Raw genomic sequence first — 14,813 nt, forward strand, 5'->3', positions numbered from 1 at the left:
ATGGCGAACCCCGCGCCGCTGCGCAGCCGGCTGCGCCGCTACGGCACCTCGTACACGATGCTGCTGCCCTTCCTGGGGCTGTTCGCGGCGTTCCTGATCTGGCCGCTGGCCAACTCGCTCTACCTGAGCTTCACCACGTTCGACGGGATCAACCCGGCCGCCTTCACCGGCCTGGACAACTTCCGCGACCTCGCGCAGGACGCCAGGTTCATGCACGTCCTGCGCAACACCAGCGTGTACGTCGTCGCGTCCGTCCTGCTCGGCACCCTGCTGTCGCTGGGCCTCGCCCTGGCCTTCAACGGCTCCGGATGGGCGCACCGCGTCATGCGCACCGTGTTCTTCCTGCCCTCCGTCACCTCCTCCATCGCGCTCATGCTCATGTGGAAGTGGGTGCTGTTCCCCAGCGACGTCGGCCTGGCCAACACCATCGTCAGCCGGCTCGGCGGCACCGCCGTCGCCTGGCTGGCCACGCCGGGGCTGACGATCCCCATCCTCGTGCTGATGTCGGTGTGGGGCGGCATGGGGTACGGCATGGTGCTCTACGTCGCCGGGCTCGGCTCGATCCCCCAGGAGTACTACGAGGCCGCCGAGATCGACGGCGCCTCGGCCTGGCGGCGCTTCCGGCACATCACGCTGCCGCTGCTGCGCCCCGTCACCACGTACGTGGTCGTGACCGGGCTGATCGGCGCGTTCCAGGTGTTCGAGGCGGTCTACATCGTCTTCCGCGGCACCAACAACATCGGCGGCGTGCTCGACTCCGGGCTGATGATCGTCCCCTACCTCTACGACCAGGGGTTCACCCACTTCAAGCTCGGCTACGCCTCGGCCATCGCGTGGGTGCTCTTCCTGATCATCTTCGTGCTCAGCCTCGTCAACCTGCGCCTGGGCCGCGCGATGAAGGAGCTGTGATGGCCCGGCTCAACGGGCACCTGCTGCGGCTGCCGTTCTACCTGTTGTCGGTGACCATGGTCGTGCCGTTCTACTGGCTGCTCATCACCGTCTTCAAGCCGCCCGCCGAGCTGGCCAGAACCCCGCCGTCGTTCGTACCGCACTCGCCCACCGTCGCCAACTTCTACGACGCCGCATGGTCGCCCGAACGGGTCAACCCCGGCCACCTCCAGGGCATCTTCCAGCGCTTCCAGGTGGACTTCGGGTTCTGGCGGTTCCTGTTCAACAGCGTGTTCATCACCGCCGCCATCACCGCGGGGGCGCTGCTGATCTGCTCGCTGGCCGCGTACGTGATCGCCAAGCACGACATCAAGGGCCGCCGGGCCATCTTCCTGCTGATCGTCGCCTCGATGATGGTGCCCTGGCAGACCACGCTCATCCCCAACTACGTGATCATGCGGAACCTCGGCTGGCTCGACAGCTACGCCGGCTACATCGTGCCCGCGCTGGCCAAGGCGTTCGTGCTGTTCTTCCTCGTGCAGTTCCTGCAGTCGGTGCCGGACGAGCTGATCCAGGCCGCGCGGGTGGACGGCGCCGGGGAGTGGCGGATCTGGTGGCGCATCGTGCTGCCGCTGCTGCGGCCCGCGCTCGCCGCGATGTCGATCTTCATCGTGCTCGCCGAGTGGAACAACTTCCTGTGGCCGCTGATCATCGTGCAGAGCGACGAGATGGCCAACCTGCCGGTCGCGCTGGCGCGGCTCAACTCGTACTACGCGGGGCCGGACCATCAGGGGGCGATCATGGCGGGCGGGCTGCTGGCGTCGGTGCCGACGATCGTCTTCTTCCTGATCTTCCAGCGGTACTTCGTCCGCGGCATCGCGCTCAGCGGACTCAAGGGCTGAAACGCCACTGCCCGCCGCACCTCGTGAGGTGCGGCGGGCAGCGAAGAACAGCCGGTCAGCCCGCACACAGGCGGGCGGTGTGCGCCGGACGGCCGGTCAGCCCGCAAGCGGGTTTCACCGGCGGCCGGTCAGCCCGCGCGGTGGCGGGCTGTCACGGGTGGGCGGTCAGCGCTCGAAGCGGCGGCCGGAGTTGCGGCGGTAGCCGCCGCCGGTGCCGCGCTCGTCGGAGCGGCCGCCGCCGGAGCGGTAGCCGTCGCGCGCCGGCGCCGCCGGGCGGTCGTCGGAGCGGAAGCCGCGGTCGCGGTCACGGTCGCCCGAGAACGGGCGGCCACGGTCGGAGCTGTAACGCGGGCCCCGGTCGTCCTGGCGGAACGAACCCTCCTGGCGGTAGGGGCCGTCCTGGCGGAACGGGCGGTCGTCGGAGCGGAAGCCGCCGCGACCCCGTCCGCCGTCACGGCGGCGGTCGTCGCCGAACGTGCGCGGCTCCTGCGAGCGCCCGAACGGCCGCTCGCCCTCGCCGTGCCGGCGCGGCCGCCGGTCGTCGCCATTGAAGGAACGCTCACCGCCGTTGAAGGAACGCTCACCACCGTTGAAGGAACGCTCGCCACCGTTGAAGGGACGCTCGCCACCGCTGAACGGCCGGTCGCCGTCCTCGTGGCGGCGCGGGCGCCGGTCGTCACCGCCGGCGAACGGGCGGCCGCCGTCGTCGTGGCGCCGCGGGCGGCGGTCCTCGAACGGGCGGTCACCGTCGTCGTGGCGGCGCGGGCGGCGCTCGCCGTCGAAGTCGCGGCGGCCACGGCGACCGCGGCGCTCGGAGACGCCGCCGTCACGGCGGGGACGCAGCGGCTTGCGGACGTCCGGCTCCCACACGGGGATGGACTCGCCGCTCGGCGTGCGGGCTCCGGTCACCTCGGCGACCCGGGGGTGGCCGGGCGTGGCCTTGAGGCGGAACGGGTGGATGCCGGCGCGGCGGGTGAGCGCGTCGGTGGAGCGGCGCTCGTTGGGCAGCACCAGCGTGACGACGGTGCCCTTCTCGCCGGCGCGGGCCGTGCGGCCGCCGCGGTGCAGGTAGCTCTTGTGGTCCTGCGGCGGGTCGACGTGCAGTACGAGGCTGATGTTGTCGACGTGGATGCCGCGCGCGGCGACGTCGGTGCAGACCAGCACGTTGATGGAGCCCTCGCGGAACTCCGACAGGATGCGGGTGCGCTGGTTCTGGCGCTTGCCGCCGTGCAGGCCGCCGGCCTTGACGCCGACGCGGGCGAGCTGCTTGCACAGCCGGTCGACGCCGTGCTGGGTGCGCACGAAGATGATCGTGCGGCCCTCACGGTTGGCGATCTCGGCGATCACGTCGAACTTGTCGTCGCGGGTGACCTGCATCACGTGGTGCTCCATGGTGTCGACCGGCGAGGTCGCCGGGGCCACGGAGTGCGTGATCGGGTCCTTGAGGAAGCGCTGCACCAGCTTGTCGACGTCGCCGTCGAGCGTGGCGGAGAACAGCAGCCGCTGGCCGTCGGACGGGGTCTGCGCGAGCAGGTCCGTGACGACGGGGAAGAAGCCGAGGTCGCACATGTGGTCGGCCTCGTCGAGCACGCTGACCTCGATGTCCGACAGCGAGCACTCGCCCTGCCGGATGAGGTCGCCGAGGCGGCCGGGGGTGGCGATGACGACGTCGACGCCGCGCCGCAGGGCCTCGATCTGCTTGCCCATGGACATGCCGCCGACGACGACCTTCATGCGCAGGCCGAGGCCGCGCCCGAGGGGCTCGAGGGCGTCGTGCACCTGGAGGGCGAGCTCGCGGGTGGGCACGAGGATCATCGCGCGCGGCCGGCCGGGAGCCGGCCGCACCCCGGCGATGCGCGCCATGGTGGGCAGGCCGAACGCGAGCGTCTTGCCGGAGCCGGTCTGGCCGCGGCCGAGCACGTCGTTGCCGGCGAGCACGTCGGGGATCGTCGCGCTCTGGATGGGGAACGGGCTGTCGAAGCCCAGCTTGGCCAGCCCGTTGACGAGCGGCTTGGGCAGGCCAAGCAGCTCGAACTCGGACGGGCCCGGCTCGGCGGCGGGGATCTCCGCGGCGGTCTCGGCCGCAGCGGAGGTGTCGCCGAGCGTGGGCATGACAGCGTCAAGCATGGTCACGAAAGTCGTGCCTTTCCGTCGAAGTGGCACGTCACTTCTGCGAAAGGACGAGCCAAGGTGTACGGCCCCGGGGGCCGCACGAGGTTCAAGGGCACCCGCCGCCATCGGGGGGCGGGGTCAAGATGAGGGGGACACACCCGGGGCACCGGCCGCAGGCGATGCGAAACGCGTGATGAGACGTCAGGTGTTCCTGTCACTCAACGCCGGGGATGTTATCGGATATTCCCCGGCTATGGGTCCGGACTTTCCGAAACCCGCAAGGCATGCTTAAACCCCTGACGTTTTACCGTCAGGGGTGACAGCAGAAAGATCAGACGTTGAAGCCTAGCATACGAAGCTGCTCGCGCCCCTCGTCGGTGATCTTGTCAGGGCCCCATGGCGGCAGCCAGACCCAGTTGATCTTCACGTCGGAGACCATGCCGTCGAGGGCCGAGTGCGCCTGGTCCTCGATCACGTCGGTCAGCGGGCAGGCCGCGCTGGTCAGCGTCATGTCGATGGTCGCCACCGGCCGGCCGCCGTCGGCGGGGTCGAGGTTGAGCCCGTACACCAGGCCCAGGTCCACGACGTTGATGCCGAGCTCGGGGTCCACGACGTCCTTGAGCGCCTCCATGACCTCCTCGACGGTGGTGTCACCGTCGTAGCCGGTCGGCGTCTCGGTGGGCTTGCTCATTGCCCAGCACTCCTCACAACAGCGTCCTTGTAGGCCATCCAGGAAAGCAACGCGCATTTAACGCGCGCCGGGAATTTGGCCACGCCCGCGAACGCGACCGCGTCGCCGAGGACCTCCTCGTCGGCCTCCACCTGCCCCCTGCCCTGCATCAGCCGGGTGAACTCGTCGACGACCGAGAGCGTCTCGTCCACCGTGGAGCCGGTGGCCAGCTCGTGCAGCACCGAAGCGGCGGCCTGGCTGATCGAGCAGCCCTGCCCCTCGTAGGACACGTCCAGGATCTTGCCGGCGTCGCCCACCTTGACCCTGAGCGTGATCTCGTCGCCGCACGTCGGGTTCACGTGGTGAACCTCGGCGTCGTACGGCTCGCGCAGCCCCCGCCCCTGCGGGTGCTTGTAGTGCTCCAGGATCAGCTCCTGGTACATCGACTCGCCGATCATGGCTATGCGAACACCTTCTGAACGTGATGCAGGCCGCGCACCAGGGCATCGATCTCGCCCGTGGTGTTGTACAGGTAGAACGACGCCCGCGTGGTCGCGGGTATTCCGAAGCGCAGGTGCAGCGGGCGCGCGCAGTGGTGCCCGACGCGGACGGCCACGCCGAACTGGTCGTCGAGGATCTGCCCGACATCGTGCGGGTGGATGCCCTCCAGGGTGAAGGACACCGTGGCCCCGCGCCCCTCCAGCGTCTCGGGGCCGATGACGCGCAGCGTCGGCACCTCGCGCAGGGCTTCCAGCGCGTACGCCGTCAGCTCCCGCTCGTGCGCCTCGATGGCGTCGAGCCCGACCTCGGTGAGGTAGTCGACGGCCGCGCCGAGCCCGATGGCCTCGACGATCGGCGGCGTGCCCGCCTCGAACTTGTGCGGGATCGGCGCGTACGTCGAGTGGTCCATCCAGACCGCCTCGATCATCTCGCCGCCGCCCAGGAACGGGGGCATGGACTCCAGCAGCTCGGCCCGCCCCCACAGCACGCCGATGCCGGAGGGGCCGACCATCTTGTGGCCGGTGAAGGCCACGAAGTCGGCGCCCAGCTCCGTCATGTCGACCGGGTGGTGCGGCACGGACTGGGAGGCGTCGAGCGCGATGAGCGCGCCCACCTCGTGCGCCCGCGCGGCCACCTCGGCCACCGGGTTGACGGTGCCCAGGACGTTCGACTGGTGCGCGATCGAGACGATCTTCGTCCGCTCGGTGATGAGGGCGGGGTCGTAGTCGAGCCGCCCCTCGTCGGTGACGCCGAACCACTTCAGCGTCGCCCCGGTGCGCTGCGCGAGCAGCTGCCACGGCACGATGTTGGAGTGGTGCTCCATCTCGGAGATGACGATCTCGTCACCGGGGCCGAGGGTGAAGCGCGGGTCGGTGTTCGCCGGGTTGCCGAAGCTGTAGGCGAGCAGGTTGAGAGCCTCGGAGGCGTTCTTGGTGAAGATCACCTCGTCGCGCGACGGCGCCCCGACGAAGCCCGCGATCTTGTCGCGGGCGCCCTCGTAGGCGTCGGTCGACTCGGCGCCGAGCACGTGCATGGCGCGCCCGACGTTGCTGTAGTGCAGCGCCAGGTGCTCCCGCATGGTCTCGATGACCTGGTTGGGCTTCTGTGAGGAGTTGCCCGAGTCGAGATAGACGAGCGGACGCCCGTCGGGCAGCTCGCGGGAGAAGACCGGGAAGTCCTTCCTGATCTTCTCCACATCGAAGCTGGTGGAAGTCATGCAGATGCCTTCGTGTACTGCTCGTAGCCCTCGGCCTCGAGCTTCTCGGCCAGTTCGGGCCCGCCCTCCTCGACGATCCGGCCGGCCGCGAACACGTGCACGAAGTCCGGCTTCACGTAGCGCAGGATGCGGGTGTAGTGGGTGATGAGCAGCACGCCGGTCTCGCCCGAGGCGCGGAAGCGGTTGATGCCCTCCGACACCACGCGCAGGGCGTCGACGTCGAGGCCGGAGTCGGTCTCGTCGAGCACCGCGATCTTCGGCTTGAGCAGCTCCATCTGGAGGATCTCGTGGCGCTTCTTCTCGCCGCCGGAGAAACCCTCGTTGAGGTTGCGCTGGGCGAAGGCGGGGTCGATGGACAGCGCGTCCATGCCGGCCTTCAGGTCTTTGGCGAACTCGCGCAGCTTCGGCGCCTCGCCGCGCACGGCGGTGACGGCCGAGCGCAGGAAGTTCGACACCGACACGCCGGGGACCTCGACCGGGTACTGCATGGCCAGGAACAGGCCGGCGCGGGCGCGCTCGTCGACCGACAGCTCCAGCAGGTCCACGCCGTCGAGCAGCACCTGGCCGCCGGTGATCGTGTACTTGGGGTGGCCGGCGATGGCGTAGGCGAGCGTCGACTTGCCCGAGCCGTTCGGGCCCATGATGGCGTGGGTCTGCCCGGCCTTCACGGTCAGGTTGACGCCGCGCAGGATTTCCTTGTCCTCGACGGCGACCTGGAGGTCACGGATCTCAAGGGTGGACATGTTGCTCAGGACTCCTTCGAGAGCGAGACGAGGACGTCATCGCCGTCGATCTTGACTGTGTAGACGTTCACGGGTTGGGTGGCGGGCGGCCCGGTGGGCTTGCCGGTGTGGATGTCGAAGCACGAGCCGTGCAGCCAGCACTCCAGGGTGCCGTCGTAGACCTCGCCCTCGCTGAGCTTGACCTCGGCGTGGGAGCACACGTCGTGCAGGGCGAAGACGTCTTCGCCCTTGCGGACCAGCGCCACCGGGGTCTCGTCGGCGCCGACCTCGACGCCGATGACTCCCCCGTCGGGAATGTCCGCGACCTTGCACACCTTCTCGAACGCGCTCACCGGGACAGCTCCGCCTCCAGCGCGTTCATGACGCGCTCGCGGATCTCCTCGATCTGGATCTTCTCGACGAGCTGGCCGAGGAAGCCCCGCACGACCAGGCGGCGCGCCTCGTCGTAGGGGATGCCGCGGGCCTGGAGGTAGAAGATGTGCTCGTCGTCGAGGCGGCCGGAGGCGGAGGCGTGCCCCGCGCCGGCGACCTCGCCGGTGAGGATCTCCAGATTGGGCACCGAGTCGGCGCGGGCGCCGTCGGTGAGGATGAGGTTGCGGTTGAGCTCGTAGGTGTCGGTGCCCTCGGCCTCGACCCTGATGATCACGTCGCCGATCCAGACGGCGTGCGCGGCCTCGCCCTGCAGCGCGCCGCGGTAGTCGACGTTGCTCTTGCAGTTGGGCTGCGAGTGGTCGACCAGCAGGCGGTGCTCCAGGTGCTGCCCGGCGTCGACGAAGTAGACGCCCGACATGTCGGCGTCGCCGCCCGGCGCCGTGTAGGTGACGCTGGGCGACAGGCGGACGAGGTCGCCGCCGAGCGTCACCACGAAGCTGCGGAACGTCGCGTCCTTGGCGAGCTGCGCGTGGTGGTGGGAGACGTGGACCGCGTCGTCGTCCCAGTCTTGGAGGCTGACGACCTTGAGGTTGGCGCCGTCGCCGACGACGAACTCGATGTTGTCGGCGTAGACGGCGCTGCCCTTGTGGTCGAGCACGAGCACGGCCTCGGCCATCGGCTCCACCTTGACCACGATGTGGCCGTAGGTGGCGCCGTCGCCCTCGCCGGTCAGCGTCAGCACGGTCGGCTTGGAGGTGACGGCCTCGCGCGGCACCGTGATCACGGTGGCCTTCTCGAAGGTGTTCCACGCCTGGGCGCTGACCCGGTCGGTCGGCATGAACGACTTGCCCACGCGGGCGTCGTCGCGGCCGACCGTCTCGACGGTGACCTCGGGGGCGGCGTCGACGTCGACGCGGACGTGGCCCACGGGCTCGGCCTTGCCGTTGTGCAGGCCCTTCAGGCGCGACAGCGGCGTGAAGCGCCACGCCTCCTCGCGCCCGGTCGGGACGTCGAAGTCGCCCAGGTCGTAGGACGCCTTCTCGTGCAGGGTCGACAGGGGCTTCTCGTTCAGGCCCATCAGCCGACGGCTCCTTCCATCTGCAGCTCGATCAGCCGGTTGAGCTCGAGCGCGTACTCCATGGGCAGCTCACGCGCGATCGGCTCGACGAAGCCGCGCACGATCATCGCCATCGCCTCGTCCTCGTCGAGGCCGCGGCTCATGAGGTAGAACAGCTGGTCCTCGCTGACCTTGGAGACCGTGGCCTCGTGGCCCATCGAGACGTCGTCCTCGCGGACGTCGACGTAGGGGTAGGTGTCGGAGCGGCTGATCTGGTCGACGAGCAGGGCGTCGCACTTGACGGTGCTGGCGCTGCCGTGGGCGCCCTCCTCGATCTGCACGAGACCGCGGTAGGAGGTGCGGCCGCCGCCGCGCGCCACCGACTTGGAGATGACGCTGGAGCTGGTGTTGGGCGCCAGGTGCACCATCTTGGAGCCGGCGTCCTGGTGCTGGCCCTCGCCGGCGAACGCGACGCTCAGCGTCTCGCCCTTGGCGTGCTCGCCCATGAGGTAGACGGCCGGGTACTTCATCGTGACCTTGGAGCCGATGTTGCCGTCGATCCACTCCATGGTCGCGCCCTCGTAGGCGACGGCGCGCTTGGTGACCAGGTTGTAGACGTTGTTCGACCAGTTCTGGATGGTCGTGTAACGGCAGCGGGCGTTCTTCTTCACGATGATCTCGACGACCGCGCTGTGCAGCGAGTCGGAGGAGTAGATCGGCGCGGTGCAGCCCTCGACGTAATGAACGTAGCTGTTCTCGTCGACGATGATCAGGGTGCGCTCGAACTGGCCCATGTTCTCGGTGTTGATCCGGAAGTAGGCCTGCAGCGGGATCTCGACCTCGACGTTCGGCGGCACGTAGATGAACGAGCCACCGGACCACACGGCGGTGTTGAGGGCGGCGAACTTGTTGTCGCCCACGGGGATCACCGAGCCGAAGTACTCCTTGAAGAGCTCCTCGTGCTCCTTGAGGCCCGTGTCGGTGTCGACGAAGATGACACCCTTCTCCTCGAGGTCCTCACGGATCTTGTGGTAGACGACCTCGGACTCGTATTGCGCCGCGACGCCGGCGATGAGGCGCTGCTTCTCCGCCTCGGGGATGCCGAGCTTGTCGTAGGTGTTCTTGATGTCGGCGGGCAGCTCGTCCCAGGAGGCGGCCTGCTTCTCCGTCGAGCGCACGAAGTACTTGATGTTGTCGAAGTCGATGCCGGTGAGGTCGGAGCCCCACGTGGGCAGCGGCTTCTTGTCGAACAGGCGGAGGCCCTTCAGGCGAAGGTCGAGCATCCACTCCGGCTCGTTCTTGAGCGCGGAGATGTTGCGGACGACCTCCTCGGACAGGCCTCGCTTGGCCGCCGCACCCGCGGCATCCGGGTCGGCCCAGCCGAACTTGTAATTCCCGAGGCCTTCCAGCTCCGGGCGGTCGGTGACAGTCACCTTCCGGTCTCCTTGCTCTTGTCTCTATGTGCGGAATCGGCCAAAGACTGCGGGGTCACGTGCGTCGTGCACACCCCGTCGCCGTGGGCGATCGTGGCCAGGCGCTGCACCGGGGTGCCGAGAAGCTGCGCGAACGCCTCCGTCTCGGCCTCACACAGCTGCGGGAACTCCGCGGCCGCGTGCGCCACCGGGCAGTGGTGCTGGCAGAGCTGGTCGCCGCCCGACTTGGCCTTGGTGGCCGAGGCGGCATACCCCTCTGCCGACAGCGCCTGCGCCAGCACCTGCACGCGCTGGTCCGCGGGCACCGTCGCCATGACCGGCTGCAGTCGCTCCAGCAGGCTGGAGACCTGCTCGCGGGCGAAGTCGGACACGGCTTCTCGCCCCAGACGCTCGGCCAGGAAGCGCAGCGCGCGCCCGGCCAGGTCGTCGTAGGCGTGCTCGAAAGCACTGCGCCCCGCGTCGGTGATCGCGAACAGCTTGGCCGGCCGTCCGCGCCCGCGCTGACCGCGCGGGCGCACGGTGCGAGGCTCGATCATCCCGTCGGCCAGCAGCGCGTCGAGGTGACGCCGGACGGCGGCGGGCGTGAGCCCGAGCCGCTCGCCGAGTGCCGCGGCCGCGACGGGACCATGCTCAAGAATCAGCCTGGCCACGCGGGCGCGGGTGCCGCGCTCACCACCGGGCTCCATCGTGGGCATGTTTTTCACAACATCAGTGTGCCGTAATTCCTTCCCGCATCACAAACGGATCCGAGCAGGGGCGGGAATGGAATTTGTCACGCAGGGTAGCCTTACCTAACCTTTGTCCGGCCCAGAATGGTGAACGCCAGGGCCGAGCAGAGGAAGAGCCCGAGCATGACACACGCCATGGGCAGCGCGGACCCCGTTCCGGCAAGTCCGACCAGCGGGGCCGCGGCGGCGCCGAGCGCGAACTGCAGCACGCCCGTCAGCGCCGAGGCGCTGCCGGCGACCTGCGCGGGCTGGGAGCCGAGCGCCAGCGCGCCCGTGCCCGGCAGGACGAGGCCCTGCCCCAGCATGATGACGACCAGGCCGCTCACGATGCCCCACAGGCCGAGGTCCGCCAGCGCGGCGGTCATCAGCAGGGCCGCGCCCAGCAGGCCGATGCCGAGCCCGGCGCGCACCAGCAGCACGGGCCGCACCCGGCCCGACAGCCGGCCGCCGATCTGGGAGGTGGCGATGAGGGCGAAGGCGTTCATGGCGAAGATGAGCGAGTACTGCTGGGGCGTGGCGCCGTACACCTCCTGGAGCACGAACGGCGAGCCCGAGATGTAGCCGAACATCGCCGCGAACGCCAGGCCGCCGGTCAGCGCGAAGCCCATGAACGTGCGGTCGCGCAGGAGCTGCCAGAACGTGCTGACGGTGTGCTTGAGACCGCCGCTCTCGCGCTCCTCGGCGGGCAGCGTCTCGCGCACGCCCGCCACGACGGCCAGCAGCAGCAGGACGCCCGCGACGCTGAGCGCCACGAACACGCCCCGCCAGGAGGTGAACGCGAGCAGCTGCGCCCCGGCGATCGGGGCCAGGATCGGCGCCAGGCCGCTGACGAGCATCAGCGTGGCGAAGATGCGGGCGATGGCGGCGCCGTCATAGAGGTCGCGCACCACGGCCCGCACGATGACCAGCGCGGCGCCGCCCAGCATGCCCTGCAGCAGGCGGAAGACGATGAGCATCGGCACCGAGGGCGCGAACGCGCACAGCAGCGAGGCCACCATGAACCCGGCCACGCCGATCATCAGCGGCACCCGCCGGCCGCGCACGTCGCTGGTCGGGCCGGCGATCACCTGCCCGAGCGACACGCCGATGAGGCACGCGGTGAGCGTGAGCTGGACCTGCGCCTCGCCGCTGAGCATCTCGGCGGTGATGGCGGGCAGCGCGGGGAGGTACATGTCGATGGACAGTGGCCCGATCGCCGACAGCGCGCCGAGGATCAGCAGCAGCAGTCCCCCGCGGCTCTTCTGGCTCTGCCTGCTCTGCTGGACGACGGCGGACGTGGCGACTTCTGCCACGGACATGCGCGAACCCCTCTCCCTCGTAGACCCGGCGGCCCACGAGGGCCGAGGGATCAAACCAGGTTTCGGTCCTCCGAATTCCCAATCATCAGATATTTCCGGAAACTTCGGCGTACGGGCTCCCGAACCGGACGAACGCCGTCATCCTGGCCTGCGGCCCGGACTGCCTGGTGGAGTCCCTACACTCGTGGCCATGGATTCCCCAGCCGTCGAGATCGTCGACCTGGTCAAACGCTACGGCGCGAGCACCGCCGTCGACGGCCTCACCTTCCGCGCCGAGCGCGGCGCGGTCACCGCGGTCCTCGGCCCCAACGGCGCGGGCAAGACGTCCACGGTGGAGATCTGCGAGGGGTTCCGCAAGTCCGACGGCGGCACCGTCAAGGTCCTGGGCCTGGCGCCCGCGCGGCCCGAGCTGCGCGCGCGGGTCGGGGTCATGCTGCAGGCGGGCGGCGTGCCGCCGGCGATGCGCTGCGCCGAGTGGCTGCGGCTGGTCTCGCGCTTCTACGCGCACCCGCTCGACCCCGGCGCCCTGCTGGAGCGGCTGGGGCTGACCGGCCACGTCCGCACCCCCTACCGGCGGCTGTCGGGCGGGCAGCAGCAGCGGCTGTCGCTGGCGGCGGCCGTCGTCGGGCGGCCCGAGCTGGTCTTCCTCGACGAGCCGACGGCCGGCCTCGACCCGCAGGCCAGGCACGCCTGCTGGGAGCTGGTGGGCGAGCTGCGCGCGGCCGGGGTGTCGGTGATGCTGACCACCCACCACATGGACGAGGCCGAGCGGCTGGCCGACCACGTCGTGATCATCGACAGGGGCCGCGTGGTCGCCGAGGGCACCCCCGCCTCGCTGACCGGCGCCGAGCGGCAGCTCAGGTTCAGGGCCCGGCCGGGGCTGGCGCTGGAGGAGCTGCTCAACGCGCTCCCGGCGGGCAGCGCGGCCAAGGAGTCGCCGGCCGGCCACTACATCATCGAGGGCCTGGTGGGGCCGGAGCTGCTGGCCACGGTGACGGCCTGGTGCGCGGCCGAGGGCGTCACGGCCGACGACCTGCGCATCGAGCGCCGCACCCTCGAAGACGTCTTCCTCGAGCTGACCGGCAGGGAGCTGCGATGACCGCGCCCGACTTCGGCAGGGAGCCGCGAGCGCTCGACCTCGTCAGGGGGCCGCGATGACCGCGCTCGACTTCAGCCCCGCCCCCGGGGCGGCGCCGTTCCCGCGCATGGTGCTGGCGCAGGCGGGCGCGGAGGTGCGCGCCATGCTGCGCAACGGCGAGCAGCTCCTGCTCACCCTGATCATCCCGGTGCTGCTGCTGACCGGCTTCTCGCTGGCGCCGCTCATCGACGTCGGCACGGAGCGGCGGGTCGACTTCCTGGCCCCCGGCGTGCTGGCGCTGGCCGTGATGTCCACCGCGTTCACCGGCCAGGCCATCGCCACCGGCTTCGAGCGCCGCTACGGCGTGCTCAAGCGGCTCGGCGCGACCCCGCTGTCCAGGAGCGGCCTCATGCTGGCCAAGACGGCGGCGGTCGTCGCCGTGGAGGTCGTGCAGGCCGTGGTCATCGTCGCCGTGGGGCTGGCGCTGGGGTGGCGGCCGCACGGGTCGTTCCTGAGCGCGGCGCTGCTGGTCGTGCTGGGCACCGCGGCCTTCAGCGGCCTGGGCCTGCTCATGGCGGGCACGCTGCGCGCCGAGGCCACCCTGGCGGCGGCCAACCTCGTCTACCTGGTGCTGCTGGGGGCCGGCGGGGTCATGTTCCCCCTGACCAAGTTCCCCGCCGGGGTGCGGCCTGTGCTGGAGGCGCTGCCCATCTCGGCGCTGACCGGCGGCCTGCGCGCGGTCCTCGCGCAGGGCGCGGCGCTCCCGCTGGTGCCGGTGGCCGTGCTCGCGGCCTGGGCGGTGGTGTCGCTGGGGCTGGTCTCGCGTACGTTCCGGTGGGAGTGAGGCGGCACCCCTAGCGGGCCTTGTCCGCGTGCGCGGTGGTGTAACGGCGGCGGGTGAGGGCGGCCACCGCCGTCAGCGGGACGGCCGCGGCCGCCGCCAGCCCGAACAGCAGCCCGTAGCGGCCGTCCTGGGCCAGCGGCCCGCCCGCCCACGACGCCACCGCGCTGCCCACGAAGAGCGCGCAGGCGAAGAAGGCGATCGTGGTGCCCCTGGCCTCGGGCACGACGGAGGTGGCCCAGGTCTGCAGCGAGGAGTGCAGGAACGACCAGCCGCCCCCGAGCAGCAGCGCCGTGACGGCCACGGCGGGCACGCTCACGTGCACGGCCACGATCGCGAACCCGGCGCAGAGCTGCGCGCCGCCCACGACCATCAGCAGCGGCGCCGGCCAGCGGCCCGACAGGCGCTTGACGAGCTTGGCGAAGCCCCACAGGCCCAGCCCGTACGCGGTGATCGACAGCCCCGCCACGGCGGCGGCCAGCCCGGTGTGCTGCAGCGCCGGCGCCAGGAACGGCATGGCGCCCAGCATGATCGCCCCCTCGGTGAAGGCCAGCGCGAACACCAGCAGCGCCCACCGCTGCCCGAGCACCGCCCTCAGGTGGCCGAGCATGCCGTCGCCCGCGTTCTCGTGCCGGGGCGGCTCGGGCAGGGAGCGCAGCGACAGCGCGCAGGCCAGGGCGCAGGCGGCGGGCACGGTGAAGGCCACCCGCCAGTCCACGAGGCCCGCGACGATGCCGCCCAGCCCCGTGGCCAGCGCCGTGCCGAGGGCCGCGGCGGCCATGAGGTCGGTGAGGGCGCGCTGGCGTACGGACGGCGCGACGGTGTCGCCCACGTACGTCAGCCCTGTCGGGATCACCGCGCCGAAGCAGGCGCCCGTGACGACCCTGGCCACGACGAGCGACCACAGGACGGGCATCAGCGCCGAGGCCGCGCCCGCCAGCGCCGCGCCGAACAGCGCCCAGCGCATCACCCGC

15 protein-coding genes are annotated in these 14,813 nt (G+C 70.7%); 4 read left to right on the forward strand and 11 right to left on the reverse strand.

From position 1 onward, the window contains the following. Entirely contained in the window at window positions 1-909 is a 909-nt protein-coding gene (locus KIS93_RS01245; RefSeq protein ID WP_080037112.1) for a carbohydrate ABC transporter permease, read from the forward strand. After that, entirely contained in the window at window positions 909-1,790 is an 882-nt protein-coding gene (locus KIS93_RS01250; RefSeq protein WP_080037111.1) for a carbohydrate ABC transporter permease, read from the forward strand. The genes KIS93_RS01245 and KIS93_RS01250 overlap by 1 nt, the downstream gene beginning before the upstream one ends. Before the next feature lie 165 nt (window positions 1,791-1,955). Here the strand turns inward: KIS93_RS01250 and KIS93_RS01255 are convergent, their stop codons facing one another. The 10 genes from KIS93_RS01255 to KIS93_RS01300 form a co-directional block, all read right to left on the reverse strand. Beyond that, on the reverse strand, window positions 1,956-3,917 hold the full coding sequence (locus tag KIS93_RS01255; protein ID WP_230466014.1) for a DEAD/DEAH box helicase: 1,962 nt from the start codon (window positions 3,915-3,917) through the stop codon (window positions 1,956-1,958). Between the two features lie 316 nt (window positions 3,918-4,233). Beyond that, the gene (locus KIS93_RS01260; RefSeq protein ID WP_080037109.1) at window positions 4,234-4,593 is read right to left on the reverse strand and encodes a metal-sulfur cluster assembly factor; all 360 of its coding nucleotides are present in this window, start codon (window positions 4,591-4,593) and stop codon (window positions 4,234-4,236) included. Continuing rightward, window positions 4,590-5,030 carry a Fe-S cluster assembly sulfur transfer protein SufU gene (sufU, locus tag KIS93_RS01265; RefSeq protein WP_080037108.1) on the reverse strand — a complete coding sequence of 147 codons (441 nt, stop codon included), beginning with the start codon at window positions 5,028-5,030 and terminating at the stop codon, window positions 4,590-4,592. The genes KIS93_RS01260 and sufU overlap by 4 nt, the downstream gene beginning before the upstream one ends. Window positions 5,031-5,032: 2 nt before the next feature. Next, window positions 5,033-6,289, reverse strand: coding sequence for a cysteine desulfurase (locus tag KIS93_RS01270; RefSeq protein WP_080037107.1), 1,257 nt, complete (start codon window positions 6,287-6,289; stop codon window positions 5,033-5,035). Continuing rightward, window positions 6,286-7,032, reverse strand: coding sequence for a Fe-S cluster assembly ATPase SufC (gene sufC / locus KIS93_RS01275; RefSeq protein ID WP_080037106.1), 747 nt, complete (start codon window positions 7,030-7,032; stop codon window positions 6,286-6,288). Before sufC ends, KIS93_RS01270 begins: the two co-directional genes overlap by 4 nt. 5 nt (window positions 7,033-7,037) lie before the next feature. Further along, window positions 7,038-7,364 carry a non-heme iron oxygenase ferredoxin subunit gene (locus tag KIS93_RS01280; RefSeq protein ID WP_080037105.1) on the reverse strand — a complete coding sequence of 109 codons (327 nt, stop codon included), beginning with the start codon at window positions 7,362-7,364 and terminating at the stop codon, window positions 7,038-7,040. After that, window positions 7,361-8,482 carry a Fe-S cluster assembly protein SufD gene (gene sufD, locus KIS93_RS01285; RefSeq protein WP_080037104.1) on the reverse strand — a complete coding sequence of 374 codons (1,122 nt, stop codon included), beginning with the start codon at window positions 8,480-8,482 and terminating at the stop codon, window positions 7,361-7,363. Before sufD ends, KIS93_RS01280 begins: the two co-directional genes overlap by 4 nt. Beyond that, window positions 8,482-9,894: a Fe-S cluster assembly protein SufB gene (gene sufB / locus KIS93_RS01290; RefSeq protein WP_080037103.1), complete on the reverse strand. Its 1,413-nt coding sequence runs from the start codon at window positions 9,892-9,894 to the stop codon at window positions 8,482-8,484. Before sufB ends, sufD begins: the two co-directional genes overlap by 1 nt. Next, window positions 9,891-10,589 carry a helix-turn-helix transcriptional regulator gene (locus tag KIS93_RS01295; RefSeq protein WP_080037102.1) on the reverse strand — a complete coding sequence of 233 codons (699 nt, stop codon included), beginning with the start codon at window positions 10,587-10,589 and terminating at the stop codon, window positions 9,891-9,893. Before KIS93_RS01295 ends, sufB begins: the two co-directional genes overlap by 4 nt. A gap of 92 nt (window positions 10,590-10,681) precedes the next feature. Continuing rightward, window positions 10,682-11,920 carry a multidrug effflux MFS transporter gene (locus KIS93_RS01300; protein ID WP_080037101.1) on the reverse strand — a complete coding sequence of 413 codons (1,239 nt, stop codon included), beginning with the start codon at window positions 11,918-11,920 and terminating at the stop codon, window positions 10,682-10,684. Window positions 11,921-12,110: 190 nt separating this feature from the next. Here KIS93_RS01300 and KIS93_RS01305 point away from each other — a divergent pair, with 190 nt between their 5' ends. Together KIS93_RS01305 and KIS93_RS01310 are read left to right on the forward strand one after the other, a co-directional pair. Continuing rightward, complete coding sequence (locus KIS93_RS01305; RefSeq protein ID WP_080046520.1) at window positions 12,111-13,019, forward strand: ABC transporter ATP-binding protein; 909 nt, start codon at window positions 12,111-12,113, stop codon at window positions 13,017-13,019. A gap of 55 nt (window positions 13,020-13,074) precedes the next feature. Then, window positions 13,075-13,842, forward strand: a complete 768-nt coding sequence (locus tag KIS93_RS01310) for an ABC transporter permease (RefSeq protein ID WP_080037100.1) — start codon at window positions 13,075-13,077, stop codon at window positions 13,840-13,842. A 10-nt stretch (window positions 13,843-13,852) separates the two neighbouring features. Here the strand turns inward: KIS93_RS01310 and KIS93_RS01315 are convergent. Then, window positions 13,853-14,813, reverse strand: a 961-nt coding sequence (locus tag KIS93_RS01315; RefSeq protein ID WP_186403518.1) for an MFS transporter, incomplete at its 5' end; no start/stop codon positions are given.

It is taken from the genome of [Actinomadura] parvosata subsp. kistnae, from assembly GCF_900323885.1.
GTDB classification, from domain to species: Bacteria; Actinomycetota; Actinomycetes; order Streptosporangiales; family Streptosporangiaceae; genus Nonomuraea; species Nonomuraea composti.